The organism is Plantibacter sp. Leaf314, from assembly GCF_001423185.1.
Lineage (GTDB): Bacteria > Actinomycetota > Actinomycetes > Actinomycetales > Microbacteriaceae > Plantibacter.
The window spans coordinates 523,750-539,678 of sequence record NZ_LMOB01000001.1; the positions used below are offsets into that span (position 1 = coordinate 523,750).

14 protein-coding genes are annotated in these 15,929 nt (G+C 66.9%); 6 read left to right on the forward strand and 8 right to left on the reverse strand.

Features of this window, described 5'->3' with window-relative positions; genetic code table 11:
* Positions 1–17: 17 nt before the first annotated feature.
* A complete protein-coding gene (locus tag ASF68_RS02430; RefSeq protein WP_056006344.1) occupies positions 18–2,507 on the reverse strand; it encodes a glycoside hydrolase family 2 protein in 2,490 nt (829 codons plus the stop codon).
* A 147-nt stretch (positions 2,508–2,654) separates the two neighbouring features.
* On the opposite strand from ASF68_RS02430, the gene ASF68_RS02435 reads away from it, so the two are divergent.
* Positions 2,655–3,812, forward strand: a complete 1,158-nt coding sequence (locus ASF68_RS02435; RefSeq protein ID WP_235526739.1) for an ROK family transcriptional regulator — start codon at positions 2,655–2,657, stop codon at positions 3,810–3,812.
* Positions 3,813–4,026: 214 nt separating this feature from the next.
* Here ASF68_RS02435 and ASF68_RS02440 read toward each other — a convergent pair whose 3' ends face one another.
* Both ASF68_RS02440 and ASF68_RS02445 read right to left on the reverse strand, forming a co-directional pair.
* Positions 4,027–4,482, reverse strand: coding sequence for an acyl-CoA thioesterase (locus ASF68_RS02440; protein ID WP_082498450.1), 456 nt, complete (start codon positions 4,480–4,482; stop codon positions 4,027–4,029).
* Positions 4,483–4,491: 9 nt separating this feature from the next.
* Entirely contained in the window at positions 4,492–5,772 is a 1,281-nt protein-coding gene (locus tag ASF68_RS02445; RefSeq protein ID WP_369796408.1) for a transaldolase family protein, read from the reverse strand.
* Between ASF68_RS02445 and ASF68_RS02450 the strand changes: the two genes are divergently transcribed.
* Positions 5,771–6,532, forward strand: a complete 762-nt coding sequence (locus ASF68_RS02450) for a GntR family transcriptional regulator (protein WP_056006350.1) — start codon at positions 5,771–5,773, stop codon at positions 6,530–6,532. The two genes, ASF68_RS02445 and ASF68_RS02450, sit on opposite strands and share 2 nt — an antisense overlap.
* 18 nt (positions 6,533–6,550) lie before the next feature.
* On the opposite strand, the gene ASF68_RS02455 is transcribed toward ASF68_RS02450, so the two are convergent.
* Entirely contained in the window at positions 6,551–6,955 is a 405-nt protein-coding gene (locus ASF68_RS02455; protein WP_056006353.1) for a tautomerase family protein, read from the reverse strand.
* Between the two features lie 184 nt (positions 6,956–7,139).
* Here ASF68_RS02455 and ASF68_RS02460 point away from each other — a divergent pair, with 184 nt between their 5' ends.
* The 4 genes from ASF68_RS02460 to ASF68_RS02475 all read left to right on the forward strand — a co-directional run bounded on the left by ASF68_RS02460 (position 7,140) and on the right by ASF68_RS02475 (position 11,773).
* Complete coding sequence (locus ASF68_RS02460; protein WP_056006357.1) at positions 7,140–8,165, forward strand: substrate-binding domain-containing protein; 1,026 nt, start codon at positions 7,140–7,142, stop codon at positions 8,163–8,165.
* Positions 8,166–8,266: 101 nt separating this feature from the next.
* On the forward strand, positions 8,267–9,358 hold the full coding sequence (locus ASF68_RS02465; protein WP_056006360.1) for an ABC transporter permease: 1,092 nt from the start codon (positions 8,267–8,269) through the stop codon (positions 9,356–9,358).
* A complete protein-coding gene (locus tag ASF68_RS02470; protein ID WP_157580162.1) occupies positions 9,355–10,149 on the forward strand; it encodes an ATP-binding cassette domain-containing protein in 795 nt (264 codons plus the stop codon). Before ASF68_RS02465 ends, ASF68_RS02470 begins: the two co-directional genes overlap by 4 nt.
* Positions 10,150–10,339: 190 nt before the next feature.
* Positions 10,340–11,773, forward strand: coding sequence for a sugar porter family MFS transporter (locus tag ASF68_RS02475; protein ID WP_056006363.1), 1,434 nt, complete (start codon positions 10,340–10,342; stop codon positions 11,771–11,773).
* A 97-nt stretch (positions 11,774–11,870) separates the two neighbouring features.
* Here the strand turns inward: ASF68_RS02475 and ASF68_RS02480 are convergent, their stop codons facing one another.
* The 4 genes from ASF68_RS02480 to ASF68_RS02495 all read right to left on the reverse strand — a co-directional run bounded on the left by ASF68_RS02480 (position 11,871) and on the right by ASF68_RS02495 (position 15,895).
* Positions 11,871–12,896, reverse strand: a complete 1,026-nt coding sequence (locus ASF68_RS02480; protein WP_056006366.1) for a Gfo/Idh/MocA family protein — start codon at positions 12,894–12,896, stop codon at positions 11,871–11,873.
* Complete coding sequence (locus tag ASF68_RS02485; RefSeq protein WP_056006369.1) at positions 12,893–13,804, reverse strand: sugar phosphate isomerase/epimerase; 912 nt, start codon at positions 13,802–13,804, stop codon at positions 12,893–12,895. The genes ASF68_RS02480 and ASF68_RS02485 overlap by 4 nt, the downstream gene beginning before the upstream one ends.
* A 61-nt stretch (positions 13,805–13,865) precedes the next feature.
* On the reverse strand, positions 13,866–14,930 hold the full coding sequence (locus ASF68_RS02490; protein WP_056006372.1) for a Gfo/Idh/MocA family protein: 1,065 nt from the start codon (positions 14,928–14,930) through the stop codon (positions 13,866–13,868).
* 41 nt (positions 14,931–14,971) lie between these two features.
* Complete coding sequence (locus ASF68_RS02495; protein WP_056011258.1) at positions 14,972–15,895, reverse strand: sugar phosphate isomerase/epimerase; 924 nt, start codon at positions 15,893–15,895, stop codon at positions 14,972–14,974.
* Positions 15,896–15,929 lie beyond the last annotated feature (34 nt).

Below are 15,929 nucleotides of genomic sequence, written 5' to 3' on the forward strand. Positions count from 1 at the left end.
TGGCGCCGGCGTCGGCCTCAGCGTCCGGCGTGCAGGCCGTTCGCGTGACGCAGGACCTCCTCGGCGACGAACGCCGACGGCTCGAGACCAGCGCGCGCCGTCACACGGAAGATCGCCTGTTCGCCCGGGAGCAGTGTCACCATGCCTCGATCGACGCGGGCCGAAGCGTCGACGCGGTCGACCAGGAGCGTGATGTCCCTGACGAAGCTCCTCGCGGTGACGGTCACGAGGTAACGACCCGGATCGTCGACGTCCACGACCACCTCGGTCGACACCGGGTCAGCGTCGAGTGCTTGATCGACGACCTCCGAGGGATTGTGGATCGCGGTCGCGAATCCCGCGAGGGACGCGGTGATGACCTCGGTGCGCCTGTCCACCACCGCTTCGACACCGGCCGGGACGATCACCCGTGCCGACCCACGCGCTGCGACCGACGCCTGCACGGCCGCGGTGGCCCGGACGGTCCCGTCGAACGTCCTCCGGTGGAGGAGCACCTCCCCCGTCCACGCGTCGGCGGTGTCGTTCAGCACCACGAGTTCCAGACCTCCCTCGGCGGGCTGGAACGTCGCGAGACGTGGCTCGTAGACCGCCCGGAGCGCGAACCAGAGCGGTTTGCGATGTTCGGCGAAGTCGATGGCTGCCCAGGAGACGACTGGCCAATTGTCGTTCAGTTGCCAGACGATGACGCCGGTGTTCAGGGGTGCGAGCGAACGGAAGTGCTCGATTCCGAACCGGATCGCCGCCGCTTGGTTGAGCTGGGTGGCCCAGTGCCATTCCTCGATCGTGCGGGGCTCGGGCAGATGTCCGCGCAGGCCGCGTTCGAGTTTCAGGTTGCCGTCCTCCGCTTTCTGATGCACCAGCATCTGAGGCCCGTAGGGGTCGAGCGATTCATCGTGGACGACCCCGACGAGCGTCGACCACGCGGGTGGCCCTTGGAACCCGAACTCCGAGGCGAATCGCGGCTGGTGCCGGCGGAACTCGGCGTAGTCGAGTCGGTTCCACACGTCCCAGATGTGCATGGTGCCGTTCGCGGCGTCGTTCGGATGCAGGTACTCCTCGAAGGAGTACGGGCTCGCAGGCGAATAGGGACGAGTCGGGTCGAGCTCGGCGATGAGGGCGGGGAGGAGTTCGCGATAGTACCCGTTCCCCCAGGTGCGTCCCTGGAGCTCGGTCCGCCACCCCCACTCGACGTATCCCCAGATGTTCTCGTTGTTGCCGTTCCAGACCACGAGGGACGGGTGGGGGCTGAGTCTGGTGATCGCCTCGCGCGCCTCCGCCTCGACTTCGGCCGCGAGCCACTCCTCCTCGGCATACGCAGCACACGCGAACAGGAAGTCCTGCCAGACGAGGACGCCCGCCTCATCGCAGGCGTCGTAGAAGTCGTCGGACTCGTAGATCCCGCCACCCCAGACGCGCAGGAGGTTCATGTTCGCCTCCACCGCGTCGGCGACGCGGCGTCGGTATCGGTCGCGGTCGATCTCCGTGACGAAGGCGTGGTCCGGGATCCAGTTCGCGCCACGGATCTGGATCGGCTCGCCGTTGACGACGATGTCGAACGGCGAACCGTGGTCGTCCGGCACCGTGTCGATCCGCACCGTCCGGAAGCCGATGCGCGAGTGCCAGTGCGCCGTCGATGCGCCCGCCCACTCCTCGCCGACGACGTCGACCTCGACGTCGTAGAGGGGCTGTCCACCGTGACCCCTCGGCCACCAGACGTCCACATCCGGAACGGCGAGGGTGACCCGCACCTCGGCGACGCCCGGCTCGACGGACACGGTGTCCTCGACCCCACCGACGGCGACCCGGAGTCGTACACGCTCGGAATCCGCGCGGGACGGCGTGGCCCAGTCCAAGCTGATGCGCGCATCCAGGACGCCAGCCAGGCCGTCTTCATGGTCCGCCAGGTCGACGAGCGGGCGGACGGAGTCGATCCGGACTCCCGACCAGCTCTCGATGCCGATCGGTCGCCAGATACCGCTGGTCGCGACGTCGATCCCCCAGTCCCAGCCGAAGTTCGATGCGGCCTTCCGCAGCGCGTTGTAGGGATGATGGTTCACATGCGGCCTGGCTCCGTGCGCCGCGGATCTCGCCTCCGCCTCGTCGACAGGAGCCGCGAAGGTGATCGTCAGTCGGTTCTCGCCCGTGCGAAGGTGCGGACCGACGTCGAAACGGTAGCTCCGATGCTGATTCTCGGTCTCCGCAATGAGCCTGCCGTTCAACTCGATCGAGGCGACGGTGTCGAGGCCGAGCGCCACCAGATCGTGACGCTCCGCCTGGTCGGCACTCCAGTGGAAGGTCGTCTCATAGCGCCAAACCGTGCTCCCGATCCACTGCTGGGCCGCCTCGTTGTCCCCGTCGAACGGGTCGGCGATGAGTCCGTGGGCGTGGAGATCAAGGTGCACGCAACCGGGGACCGACGCGGCGACGGTCACGTCACGGACCGCGTTCGGCACCGGTCCGGCGAGAGCGGTGAGGGTCCAATCGGAATGAAGCGGGAGGTAAGCCATGAGCGTCCTTGCGTGTCGGGCCTGCTGACGGATGTCATCTGCTACTTTATTACTTAACGTGACAAAGTCGATCACGATGACGGAAGCGGTAGGCTCCCGATGCCGACGCCGATGCCGGCGAGACCCGATGGCGAGAGGACCCCACGCGTGACGGAGACTCGTCTGTCCACGAACGCTCCACACCGGTGGCCGCACCTTGCGGACGCCGAACGCGGCGCCCTCCGCGAACTCCTCATCCACGGCCCGCTCCCCCGCGCCGAGATCGCGCGACGCCTCGACGTGTCCCGAGCGAGCCTGACCCGCGCGACCCGGGTGCTTATGGAGCAGGCGATGGTCACGGAAGGCGAGACAGCCCTGCGCGGCGCCATGGGTCGGCCGAGTGAGATGCTCGTCGTCCGTGGCGACGCTCACCATTTCCTCGGGGTGAAGCTGACCGGCGATGCCGTGTTCGCGGTCGTGACGGATCTCAGTGCGCAGATCGTCGCGAGCGCGGAGGAACCATTGGTGTCCACGTCCGTCTCCGACACCGTGGACCAGATCGGCCGGCTGTACGACCGATTCGCCGTGGAGTTCGACGACATCCGCGCCGCCGGAATCTGCCTCGCCGGAGACCTCGCCCGGATCGACGGCCGTCAGATCGTCCTCGCCTCCTACTTCCTCAAGTGGCGGGACGTGCCGCTCGCCGAGCTGCTCGGCCAGCGGTTGGGCATCCCGGTGACGGCCGACAACGACGTCCACGCACTGACCGCCTCGCAGCACTGGTTCGGCGCGGGCGCAGGATCGGACTCACTGGCCCTCATCACGATCGGCGCCGGCATCGGATTCGGCCTGATCGTCGACGGCCGCGTCGTCACCGGCCACAGCGGACGTGCCGGTCGCTTCGACCACCTGATCGTCGATTCCACCGGCTCGACCTGCGGGCTCGGGCATCACGGTTGCGCAAGCGTCTATCTCACGAGCGAGTCCATCGTGAGAGCGGTGGGCCGCGAGGGCGTCGACTATGCGGGAGCAGTCTCGCTCGCCCGCGCGGGTGACGCGACCGCACTGCGGGCGTTCGAATCAGCCGGCCGAGCCCTGGGCGTCATCATCGGGACGATCATCAACGGACTCGATCCGGAACGGGTCGTCCTGACCGGCGATGGTCTCGCCGTCCTGGAAATCGCGGGCACTGAGGTGCGTCGGACGATCGAAGCGATTCGACTTCCGAACGACGCACCAGCGCGGTTGGAGGTCCTCCCGTTCGAGTTCACCGAGTGGGCTCGTGCGGGTGCTGTGGCAGCGATCCGGACGATCCTCCGGTTCTGACGCCCGCTTCCAAACATTCGAACCACGGCGACGCTTTCGGGCTGCACTGGCTCAGTCGCCGATCCAGTACTCGCGAGTCGGCATCGCGGCGGCAAGGTTATGCCACACCTGCTCCGTCATCGCGATCCGAAGGAGAGCCAGGTTGGCGGCGCCGGTCTCGCTCACGTTCCGAGCGACGACGGCCCCGCCAGCCTTGGTGCTGTGACGAAGGCTCTTACCGGGACGCCGGTGATGCGGGAAGCCGATCACGGTCGTAAGTCGTCGCGGTGTACCCATGCGGTACCGGGTGCCCATCCTCGTCGAGACTCACGAACACGATCCGTTCGATCGTGAGGATGCTCCGTCGGGAGACCATGTTTCGCACCTCTGCCCGCATCGTGAGCGAGGTCCGGCCGAAGGCGGTCGCGCGGAGCCCCATCTCGATGAGGTCCCCCTGGAGCGCAGAGGAGACGAAATCGATCTCGGAGATGTACTTCGTCACCGCCCGCGGGTTCCCGAGCTGCAGGATCGCGTAGATAGCCGCCTCCTCGTCGATCCAGCGCAGCAGACTGCCGCCGAACAGACTCCCGTGTGCATTGAGATCCTCCGGACGGACCCAGCGACGCGAATGGAAGGTGATCCCCTGCGCCTGCTCCGCCCGCGCTGCAGAGCCACTCGACCCGACACTCACGGTTCGGCCTCAGATCACCGGCAGGAGGATGTCCCGCACCAGCGCGTCGAGCTTGGCATCGGCTTCGAGGAACTGACGCAACGTCCGGCGTGTGGCGCCGAAATCGTCGAACTCATCAATGGACATGCCATCCACCAGGTATGCCCGCCGGAATTCGGGGACGCGTTCCAGGAGCGCATCCACGATGTGTTGCGCGACCGGCACATCGATGCGGTGCGGGTCCACGGGGATCAGGTTCTCGTTGATGCGCAGCTGCCAGTCGAACGGCGGAGAGATGACAAGGTCACCGCCGACCAGCTCGGACCACTGCAGGTGGTTACGGAAGGCGGCGGAGAGGATCCTCGACCGGTAGCCGCGTTCGGTGAAGATCCTGTGCGCCTCCTTCAACGCGGCCACGCCCGCCCACTCGAGGTAGCCGGGATCGATGAGGATGCGGTCCTTCGCGACGGACGCCTTCAGCCAGTCGTCGAGGCGCCCGCCCATGATGGTGACGACGGAGCCGAACTCCCAGTCCGGCAGTCCCTCAGCGGCCCGTCGATCGAGACCGCGCTCGATCGCCTCGGCGACCGCGACGGCCTGCGCCACCGTGAACGAGACCGTCGCGTTGATGCTGACGCCTCGATAGGTCGCTTCCTCGATCGCGCGGATACCGACCGCGGTCGCGGGGATCTTCACGATGATGTTCTCGGCCAGCGCCGAGAATCGAACGGCCTGCTCGACGAGCGCGTCAGCGTCTCGGTGCAGGCGTGGATCGGTCTGGATCGACAGCCGACCGTTGCGGCCGTTGCTTTCCCGGAACGCCGGCTCGAGGAGCACGGCGGCCTGGATCGACAGCTCCTCGACCACCTTCCAGCCGAGCTCGGCCTCCCCTGCCGTCGGGAACTCGACAGCAAGTTCAGCGATCCGCGGCGCCCACACGTCGAGGTTCTGGGAGATCACGGCGAGCGCGATGACCGGGTTGCAGGTCGCGCCGACCGCACCGAACGCGATCGACCTGGCGAGTTCGTCAGGGTCCGCGGAGTCGTTCCACAGACTTGTCGGCGTCGAGGCGGCTGCAACGGCGAGCGGAAGGGTGTCGGCTGTGGTGAGTGTGTCGGTCATCGAAATGCCTCCGGAAGTCGAGTGGGCGATCGCCGGAGCTGCGGCGACGCAGTACGTCGAGCCTATCCAATTTTTGACAGTATGTCCTGACAATCTGCGAACCAACTCACTGCGACCTGACATACCCACCATTTGGAAAGCCCTGATATTGTCAGGACAAGTTTTCACTCCACCCTGAAGGAGCCTCATGGCACAGCTCGAGCAGACGCTCCCCGTCGAACTCTTCCTCGACCTCGACCGCTCGGGTCCGGTCCCGCTCTACTACCAGATCGCGACCCGGCTCGAGCAAGCAATCCACGATGAGACGTTGCCGGCGGGATCGCGTCTCGAGAACGAGGTCGCGCTGGGCAATCGCCTCGGACTCTCCCGCCCCACGATCCGTCGAGCCATTCAGGAACTCGTGGACAAGGGCCTCCTCGTTCGTCGCCGCGGCATCGGCACACAGGTCGTCCACGGCAAGGTCACGCGGAACGTCGAACTCACGAGCTTGTTCGAGGATCTCGAGCGTACGGGCCAGAAACCGGAGACCGACATCCTCTCGGCCGAGGTCACAACGGCGGACGAGAAGGTCGCGGACGCCCTCGGCGTGTCGGCCGGTAGCCCGATCGTCCACATCAAACGGCTGCGCCGGGCGGACGGTGTCCCGCTGGCGATCCTCGAGAACTTCCTCCCCGAGGACCTCACCGACCTCGACCTCGGAGCCCTCGAGCACCACGGTCTCTATCAACTCCTCCGAGCACGCGGCGTCACGATGCGCGTGGCCAAGCAGCGGATCGGCGCGAGGGAGGCGACGGGGGCGGAGAGTGAGATGCTCGACGTCCGGAAGGGCGGCGCTCTCCTGACGATGTCGCGGACCGCCTTCGACAACTCCGGTCGGGCGGTCGAGTTCGGCCAGCACGTCTACCGACCCGACCTGTACTCCTTCGAGGTCACCCTCGTCGACCGGTAACGACCGGATCGCGCGACCTCAGCGCGCCGGAACGGCGAGCTCGCCGCTCAGGTACTGTGCGCGACCGAAGCCGAAGGACCAGTCTTGCGGCCCGTTCTCGACGTAGCCGATGAAGACGTCCGCGCCGTCGACGCCGACCTCGGAGAGATGCCCGGCTACAGCCGCGTAGAGCGCCTGCTTGGTCTCGTCGCTTCGACCGCGCTGGGTGAAGATCTGGATCATGACGACGCCGCCGGAGCGCTCGAAACCGAGCCCCGCATCCTCGGCGATGATCTGACCGGCCAGATGTTCGGTCACGATCTGGAAGCGATCACGGGGCGGAATCCCGTACACGGACACGATCGCCTCGTGGATGGCGTCTGCGATCTCTCGGACGTTCGCGGCATCACGGCCGGCGGTGAGGTCGATCCTGACGAGCGGCATAGAAGTCTCCTGTTCGGCAAAACTTTGTAAGGACATTCTTACCTTAGCGGCTCACCGGGCCTCTGTCACCAATAAGTAAATATGTCCTGACTTTCTATTGCCCTCTTGTCAGTTCTTCACTAGCTTGAGCCCTGCAATGATGCACGGGCCGCCCGAGGCCCACCCCTCGAAAGGACACAACGAAGTGAACACCTCAGCACGACGCTCGCTCCTCGGCACGATCGCCCTCGTCGGCGTCGCTGCACTCGCCCTGGCCGGTTGCACGGCGACCCCGAGCGCCGGCAGCAGCTCAGACGCCGGGCTCGCCTCCGGTTTCGGATCGCGCGCGGACAACCGCGACGCCTACTTCTTCACCTACTACAACCCGGCGAGCGACCCGTTCTGGGCGCAGATCCTGAAGGGCGGCGAGGACGCCGCCGAGCTCGGTCACCTGAATCTCACCCACCAGACCGCGGAAGGCGACCCGGACAAGATGGTCGACCTCGTCGGCACGGCGATCGCGACCAAGCCCTCGCTCATCTTCATGCCGTTCAACGAGGGTGAGAAATGGTCGAAAGTGGCCTGTGACGCCCACGACGCCGGTATCACCGTCATCGCCTACAACGTGCCCGCTCCTGACAGCGCGAAGGACTGCGTGTCCGGCTTCGTCGGCCAGGACTTCACCGAAGTCGGCACGCTCGTCGGCGAACGCCTCCTGAAGGAAGTCGACCTCAAGGAGGGCGACAAGGTCATGTTCCCGGCTGAAGAACCGGAACAGGACTACGCGATCAAGCGAGGCGGCGGCGTCCAGAAGGCCCTCGACGAGGTCGGCGCCAAGGGTGAGTACCTCCGCACGTCCGGCGCCGACGAGGAAGCCCTCAACTCCATGACGTCGTGGCTGACCGCGAACCCCGACGTCAAGGCGATCGTCCCGCTCGGCGGCACGCCGCACCGGAACGTCGTCGCCGCCATGGAGGCTGCGGGCATCTCCGTCCCGGTCGTCGGTTTCGACACGTCCCCGCAGGTGATCCAGGGCATCAAGGACGGCAAGATCCTCGCGACCGCCGATCAGCAGGGCTACGTGCAGGGGTACCAGTCGGTCATGCAGGGCATTCTGTCGATCGACTTCGGCCTCTCCCCCGCCAACATCAACTCCGGCGGCCTCGGCCTGATCGACAAGTCCAACGTCTCCTTCCTCGAGGAGAAGGACCTGCAGGGCATCCGCTACTGACGCCCGCCCACAGCGCCGGGGGCCGATCCACGACCCTCGGCGCACCGCACGGCATCCCCTCTCCGAACCGACCGCGATCCGTCGCGCACCGAAGGACCCCCATGTCTCAACCACCCACGCGCGAACCCGCGCCCATCCTGACCGCCCCGCTCTCCACGGAGAGCATCTCCCAGCCGCGCAAGCTGTCCGACAACCAACCGCACGGATTCGTCGACCGACTGCGGGACACGATCACCTACACCCGCGGACGCGGCGCACTCGAGATCGGCATCATCTTCGCGATCGTCCTGCTCGGCTTCATCATCGCCGGCGTGGTCGCACCGGACGCGTTCCCGTTCCTGTCGCCGAGCAACCTCTCCGGCGTCATCTCCCAGTCCATCCCCGTGCTCGCCATCCTCGGCATCGGCGCCGGGATCCTCATGATCGCGGGCGAGTTCGACCTGTCGCTCGGCGCGAACATCGGCTTCTCCGCGATCATCTTCATCCGCGTCTCCGAGGCCGTCGGCTGGGGCTGGGGTGCACTCGCAGCCATCGCCTGCGGCACCGGCATCGCGCTCATCAACGGCCTCATCGTCGTCGTCACCAAGATCCCGTCCTTCATCGCCACACTCGGTATGGGGTTCTTCTGGACCGGTGCAAGCCTCTTCGTGAACGGCACATCGCCCGCAATCCTGTCGAGCGCGAAGGACGACACGCTCGTCACGCTCTTCGCCGGCGACTTCGGCCTGTTCCGGTCACAGCTGGTCTGGTTGCTCGTCATCGGCGTGATCGGCTGGCTCTTCCTCCACCGGCACAAGCGCGGCAACCACGTCTACGCCGTCGGCGGCAACGCGGCCGCGGCGAAGGCGATCTCCATCAACCCGGCCGTCGTCCGGCTCATGGCGTTCGGCATCTTCGGCGGACTCGTCGGGTTCGCCTCGATCCTTATCGCGGTCCGCACCTCGTCGATGCAGCCGGGGAGCACCGATGACTACACGCTCATGGCCATCGCCGCCGCCGTCGTCGGTGGGACCTCGCTCCTCGGCGGTCGAGGCAGCATCGTCGGCATGATCATCGGCGCCGCCCTCATCCGCATCATCGAGAACGGACTCATCCTCGCGAAGGCGCCCGGCTTCTACATCCAACTCTTCGTCGGCCTCATCATCGTGATCGCCGCCATCTTCAACAAGCTCATGGAAGGAAAGGCCTCGTGATCATCGACGCCACCATCGACACCGCGACGCCTCTGCTCAGGGTCGAGGGAGTCACCAAGCGATACGGAGCCAACACCGTCCTGAACGACGTCTCCTTCGACATCGGCCACAGCGAGGTCGTCGGCCTCCTCGGCGACAATGGCGCCGGCAAGTCGACGCTCGTGAAGATCATGTCGGGCGTCGTCCAGATGTCGTCGGGTTCGTACACCTGGGAAGGTCAGCATCACGACACCGTCAACCGGGCGCTGACGGAACAGCTCGGCGTCGAGACGATCTTCCAGGACTCGGCGCTCGTGCCACAGATGTCCATCACACGAAACCTGTTCATGGGTCGGGAGATCACCAACCGTCTCGGTCTCATGAAGATGAAGCAGATGGACGCGATCACCTCGGAGATCCTGGACACCGTCGTGACGATCGAGGGCATCAAGTCCTCGAAGCAGCTCGTTGCCTCGCTGTCAGGCGGCCAAGCACAGGCGGTCGCCATCGCCCGAGCGGTGCACTTCAAGCGAAGCCTGCTCATTCTGGACGAACCGACGTCCGCGCTCGCCGTGCGGGCGACCGAGGCGCTGCTCAACTATCTCCGACAGTTGAAGTCGGAGGGCGTGAGCTCGGTGCTGGTCACCCACAACCTGCACCACGCCTACCAGGTGTGTGACCGGCACATCGTCATGAACCACGGGCGGAAGATCCTCGATGTCCGCCGCGAGGACACGAGTGTCGAAGAACTCACTGCTGCTGTCGTCGAGGGCGCGGTCGGCGTCGAGCGGTTCCGCACTGGCGCGTTCTGAATCAATGCCACCTCCTGCGAGCCCTGCCCCACCGTTGCGTGGCGGCAGGGCTCGCTTCGTGAAGACGCTCATGTCGGCACTAGCGCTTGTTGGCAGAATGTCCTAACATAAGGACACATTCTCACCCGGTTCAGCGTCGACAACCGGCCCATCGGGGCTGGAGGCGGGAACACGCAAAGGAGCGAACAACGTGTCTCATGGTGGAACGATCACCAATGCTGTGAAGGTGGCCCTGCCGCCCCTCGGCAACGGCCCATACAACAAGCGCCTCGGCCTCGTCGCCGTCATCGCGACCTTCGGCGGGCTCCTCTTCGGCTACGACACCGGCGTCCTCAACGGCGCTTTGTCATTCATGATGGAGTACTTCGGCCTCAACTCCTTCCAAGAAGGGCTCATCACCTTCACCCTGCTGATCGGCGCAGCGGTCGGCGCCTTCTTCGGCGGTCGTCTCTCCGACCGCCTGGGCCGCAAGCGCAACATCCTCATCATCGCCGTCCTGTTCTTCATCGGCGCCGGCGGCTGCGTCATCGCTCCGAGCTACGAGATCCTCCTCGTCTTCCGCTTCATCCTCGGTCTCGCCGTGGGTGGCGCCTCGGTCACCGTCCCGGTCTACCTCGCCGAGGTCGCCCCGTTCGAGAAGCGCGGAAGCCTCGTCTCCCGCAATGAACTGATGATCGTCGGCGGGCAGTTCCTCGCCTTCGCCATCAACGCCATCATCGGCAATGTCTGGGGCTCCAACGACCACGTCTGGCGCTACATGCTCGCCATCGCCGTGATTCCGGCGTTCGTCCTGTTCTTCGGCATGCTCCGGATGCCCGAGAGTCCGCGCTGGCTCCTCGCTCGCGGTCGCGACGACGAGGCCCTCGAGGTGCTCCGGCAGGTGCGATCCGAGGAGCGGGCCGTCGCCGAGATGGAAGAGGTCCGGCAGCTTTCCGTGATCGAGAAGGACGAGCAGTCCGGCACCTTCATGGACATCGTGCGGACCCCGTGGATCCGACGCCTCCTCTTCATCGGCATCGGCATCGCCGCCTACCAGCAGCTCACCGGCATCAACTCGATGATGTACTACGGCACCCAGGTGCTCGAGGCGGCCGGCTTCACCCGGAACGCGGCGCTGAGCTTCAACGTCCTGAACGGTGTGATGTCCGTCACGGCGATGCTCGTGGCGCTCTCCATCATCAACCGCTTCAACCGTCGCTCGCTGATGCTGTTCGGCTTCATCGGGACCACGACGATGCACCTGCTCGTCGGCGCCATCGGCCTGGGGCTCCCCGAGGACAACCCCGTCCGCCCGTGGTTGCTCCTCATCGCGATCCTGCTCTTCATCGGGATCATGCAGGGCACCATAGGCCCTCTCGCCTGGCTCATGATCGCCGAGATCTTCCCACTGAAGATGCGCGGCGTCATGATCGGCATCACCGTCCTGGTGCTCTGGTCCACGAACGCGATCATCTCGTTGGCGTTCCCCTCGCTCGTCGAGTCGCTCGGTTTCGGAACGTTCCTGCTCTTCGCAGCGGTCGGTCTCCTCGCCATCCTCTTCGTCGCGACGAGCGTCCCGGAGACGAAGGGCAAGAGCCTGGAGTCCCTCGAGGACCACTTCAAGGAGCAGTACAAGACGTTCTGATCGGCAGCCGCTGTACCGCCGAACGGCCCGCCCTCATCGAGAGGGCGGGCCGTTCGGTCGTGGGGGCTTCATCCCCCGGCTCCGTGTGCCGGAGGCGTCAGACGGATGAGAGGTCGACCCACGCTCCGAGGCGGTCGCTGTGCCGCGCTGCCTCGAGGATCGCGAACGTCGCGAGCGAGCCCTCGACGGCGACAGGGAACCCGCCCGACCCGGAGTCGACGGCGTCGCGGACACCGGTGTAGAAGTCCTGCCACCGGCCGTCGGCCCGCGGGTAGGGCCGACGCTCGCCATCGACCGTCGTCAGCCTGCCCCACCGCTCGTGCGGCTCGACACCCCACCCCTGGTCGCCCGGTCGCAGGCCGGCGAGCACCTGCTCGGTCTGGATGTCGAGTCCGTCCAGGGTGATGGTCCCGGAGCTTCCGGTGACCCGGAGGCGCGGCCGGCCGTCCGGCTGGAGGACGTCGGATGCGACGATCGACCGGACACCGTTCCGGTGCTCGATCACCAGATCGAAGGCGTACTCGTAGGCGTCAGCGGGTCGGCGGTCGATCGTCGCGAACACCCGGTCCGCCGGCCCGAGGGCTTCGCGCACCTGGTCCACGATATGACTCCCGAGGTCGAGGAGCTGGCCGCCCCCTGACCCGTCGGCAGTCGCCTCGGGCTCCCAGCGGTCGAGCACGTTCTCGACCGTCCGGAGGTCACCGACCGCTCCGGAACGGACGATCGCCCGCAGCGTCCTGGACTCCGAGTCCCAACGCCGGTTCTGGAACACGCTGAGCGGCACGCCCCGCTCGGCGGCGTAGGAGACGAGCTCGCGGGCCTCGGCGAGGCTGACGGCCATCGGTTTGTCGACGATCACGGGTATGGCCGCGTCGATCACCTGTTTCGCGAGATCGATGCGTCCTGACGGCGGCGTCGAAATCGTGACGACGTCGACGCCGGATGCCAGCAATTCGGCCAGGGTGTCGAAGGCTGGGACACCAGGATGATCCGATGCCAACTCCGCGCGTCTCGCCGGCGAACGGGTCACCACACCGGCGAGGACGCCCTCGCCGAGTGCGGCGACGAACGGGGCGTGGAACGTGCGCCCGCCGAAACCGTATCCGACGAGGCCGAGTCTCACGCGTCGGCTCCCGCTCCCTCATTCGAGGCGGCCGCGCGGCCGGTGTCGATGAGGGCGCGGAGGCGCTCGAGCTGGAACCGCGAGATCTCGTCGGCGCGCTCGTCCTCCGCGAAGACGTTCGACACGAGGATGGCGTCCTCGCGATCGAGGAAGCCTGTGCGACCGAGCGTCGCGAAGAGTCCCGTCCAGTCGACGTCACCGTCGCCGATCGCGAGGTGCTGGTGCACACGTGCCGCGTTGCCCGGCGGGTTGCTGATGTATCGAAGGCCATGCGACCGGTGGTGGTCGAAGGTGTCCGCCGCGTACACCGCACCGAGTCGGTCGCCGAGCTCAGGCAGCAGGCTGGCAGCGCGGTCGCCGGAGTGGAAGGTGTGCGAGGCGACGTAGACGAAGCCGACGGATGACGAATTCAAGCCGCGGATGATCCGCCAGGCCTCGAGCCCGTCCTCGACGAAGTCGTCGGGGTGCGGGTCGAAGTTGATCCGGACACCCTCCCGCTCGGCGAGCGGCAACAGGGTCTCCATCGAACGGTAGAACGCCGCCTCCGAGTCCTCGCTGCGCTCCGGCCGGCCGCTGAACTCGGTGTTGAGGGTGTCGACACCGAGCTCGACCGCCAGCCGGATGATGCGCGAGAAGTTCCGGACGGCAGCCTCCCGCTGTGGCTCCTCGGGTGATGAGATGCGCTGCACCGGCAGGAGTGCCGGGATCGTGATCCCGGCGTCGGCGACGCGCTTGCGCAGGGCGGCGACGAGGGCGTCGTCGGCCTTGGGGTAGCGGTAGAACGGCCCGAAGTCGGCGTGCGGCGTCAGCTGCAGGTGGTCGTACCCGAGCCGTGCGGCGATGTCGGGGAAGTCGAGCAGCCCGTGGTCGTGGTGGTACGGGGTCGGGTCGAGGGCGATGCGGACCATCGGGGAACTCCTTCGTCAGTGCGTCCGGCCGGCGTCGCGAGGGACCCCGACCGGACGCGGATCAAGCGTAGAACGCGGGGCGCTCGGGAACGACGACGGGCACCGGGCCGTCGGTGTTGAGGGCGGTGACGCCGGCCTCGCAGGCGAGTGCCACCTTGTAGCCGTCCCAGGCGTTCGGGCCGTCGACGAGCGTGCCGAGACGGACGGCGTCCACCCAGCGCTGCACCTGCTCGTCGTAGGCCGCGGCGAACCGGGTCACGAAGCTCGTGTGGTCGGCGACGCTGAAGCGGCCGTCCTTCCACTGCTGCAGCCCCGACGGCTGGCCGATGCGTGCGATGCTCTCGGCGAAGACGGCCTCGGTCGCGACCTGGTAGCCGAACTGGACGCTCACGTTCATCTCGACGTCGACGAGGACACCGTTCGCGAGCTCGATGATGACGAGGATCGGCTCGCGCAGGTGGTCGGGGCTCAGCCGGTTGCGGCGCGGGTACTTCACCTCGACGCTCGCGACGGTCGAGCCGGCCACCCACGGCAGCACGTCGAACTCGTGCACGACGGAGTCGGTGATGAGCATCGTCTGCGTGTATGTGTCGGGGACGACCGCGTTGCGGTGGACACCGCGGAGCATGAGGAGCTCGCCGGCCTCGCCCGACTCGACGAGGGCGCGCAGCTGCTGGTACTCGGCGTCGAACCGGCGCATGAACCCGACCTGGATGTGCGGTCGGTCGAGCTGCTGCTCGGCCTCGAGCACCCGCCACGACGACGTGGAGTCGGGCGTCAGCGGCTTCTCGCAGAGGATCGGGAGTCCGGCGGCGAGTGCCGGCAGGAGCACCGGCTCGTGGAACTGCCCGGGGGTCGCGATGAGGACGGCGTCCACAGCGCCGGCCGCGATCGCGTCCTCGATCCGCGTGAACGCCTGGGCCCCGGGGGCGTTGGCGGCCGCGGCTGCGGCGCGGCCTGCGTCCGGTTCGATGATCGCCGCGACGACCGCACCGCTCACGCGTTCGGTGATCCGTTTGACGTGGTCGGCTCCCATCAGGCCGGCACCGACGATGCCCACCCGGAGGTCGCCGGTCCGTGCGTCGGTCCCCGTGGGACGGTCAGTGGTCTGGGTGGTGGTGCTCATGGCGTCGGTGCCTTCCGTGGGTTCTGGCTGGTCGGGGTGGGTCAGCTGACGCGGGCCGCGGCGGTCTCGCCGAAGATGTGCTCGCGCGTGCGCTTGGCGATGGGGAACGGGCGATCGATCGAGCAGCCGTACATGTCCTGCTCGACGATGCCGAAGATCTGCGGGTCGAGTGCCGCGACGCGCTCGATGATGGGGCCGAGCTCCGGGACGCCGAACGGCGGCTCCACCATGATGTCCTGGGTGACGGCCTCGGCGAACGGCACGTCGTTCTTCAGGACGTCGAACAGCAGGCTCGTGTCGACCTGCTTCAGGTGCAGGTAGCCGATCCGCGACGGGTGGTCGTCGATGAGCTTGAGGTTGTCGCCGCCGTAGTAGGAGAAGTGGCCCGTGTCGAGGCAGAGGTTCGTGTACCGCTCGTCGGTCTCCGCGAGGAAGCGCTCGACCTCTCTCGTCGTCCCGACGTGGCTGTCGGCGTGGGAGTGGAACTGCTGCTTGATTCCGAACTCCTCGAGGAGGGCCTTGCCGAGGCGGTCGTGACCCGCGGCGAGCTTCGCCCACTGCCCGTCGTCGAGGGTGCGCGCCTCGAGGACCTCGCTCGTCGCGTCACTGCGCCACAGGTCCGGGATCACCACGAGGTGCTCGGCCCCGAGCTTCGAGACGAGCCCGGCGATGTCGAGCGCCTGGTCCCAGGCGCGCTTCCACTGGTCGTCGCCCTTGTGGAAGCCGGTGAAGACGGTCCCCGCCGAGAGCTTGAGCCCACGGGAGCCGAGTTCGTCGGCGAGTTGGTTCGGGTCGGTGGGGAGGTACCCGTACGGGCCGAGCTCGATCCACTCGTATCCGGAAGCGACGACCTCGTCGAGGAACCGCTCCCACGGGACCTGCTTCGGGTCGTCGGGGAACCAGACACCCCAGGAGTCGGGAGCGGTGCCGATACGGATCGACGGGGTGGTGGTGGATGCTGACATCGGGTTCCTTCGGTACTCGTTCGTGGGGTTCTGG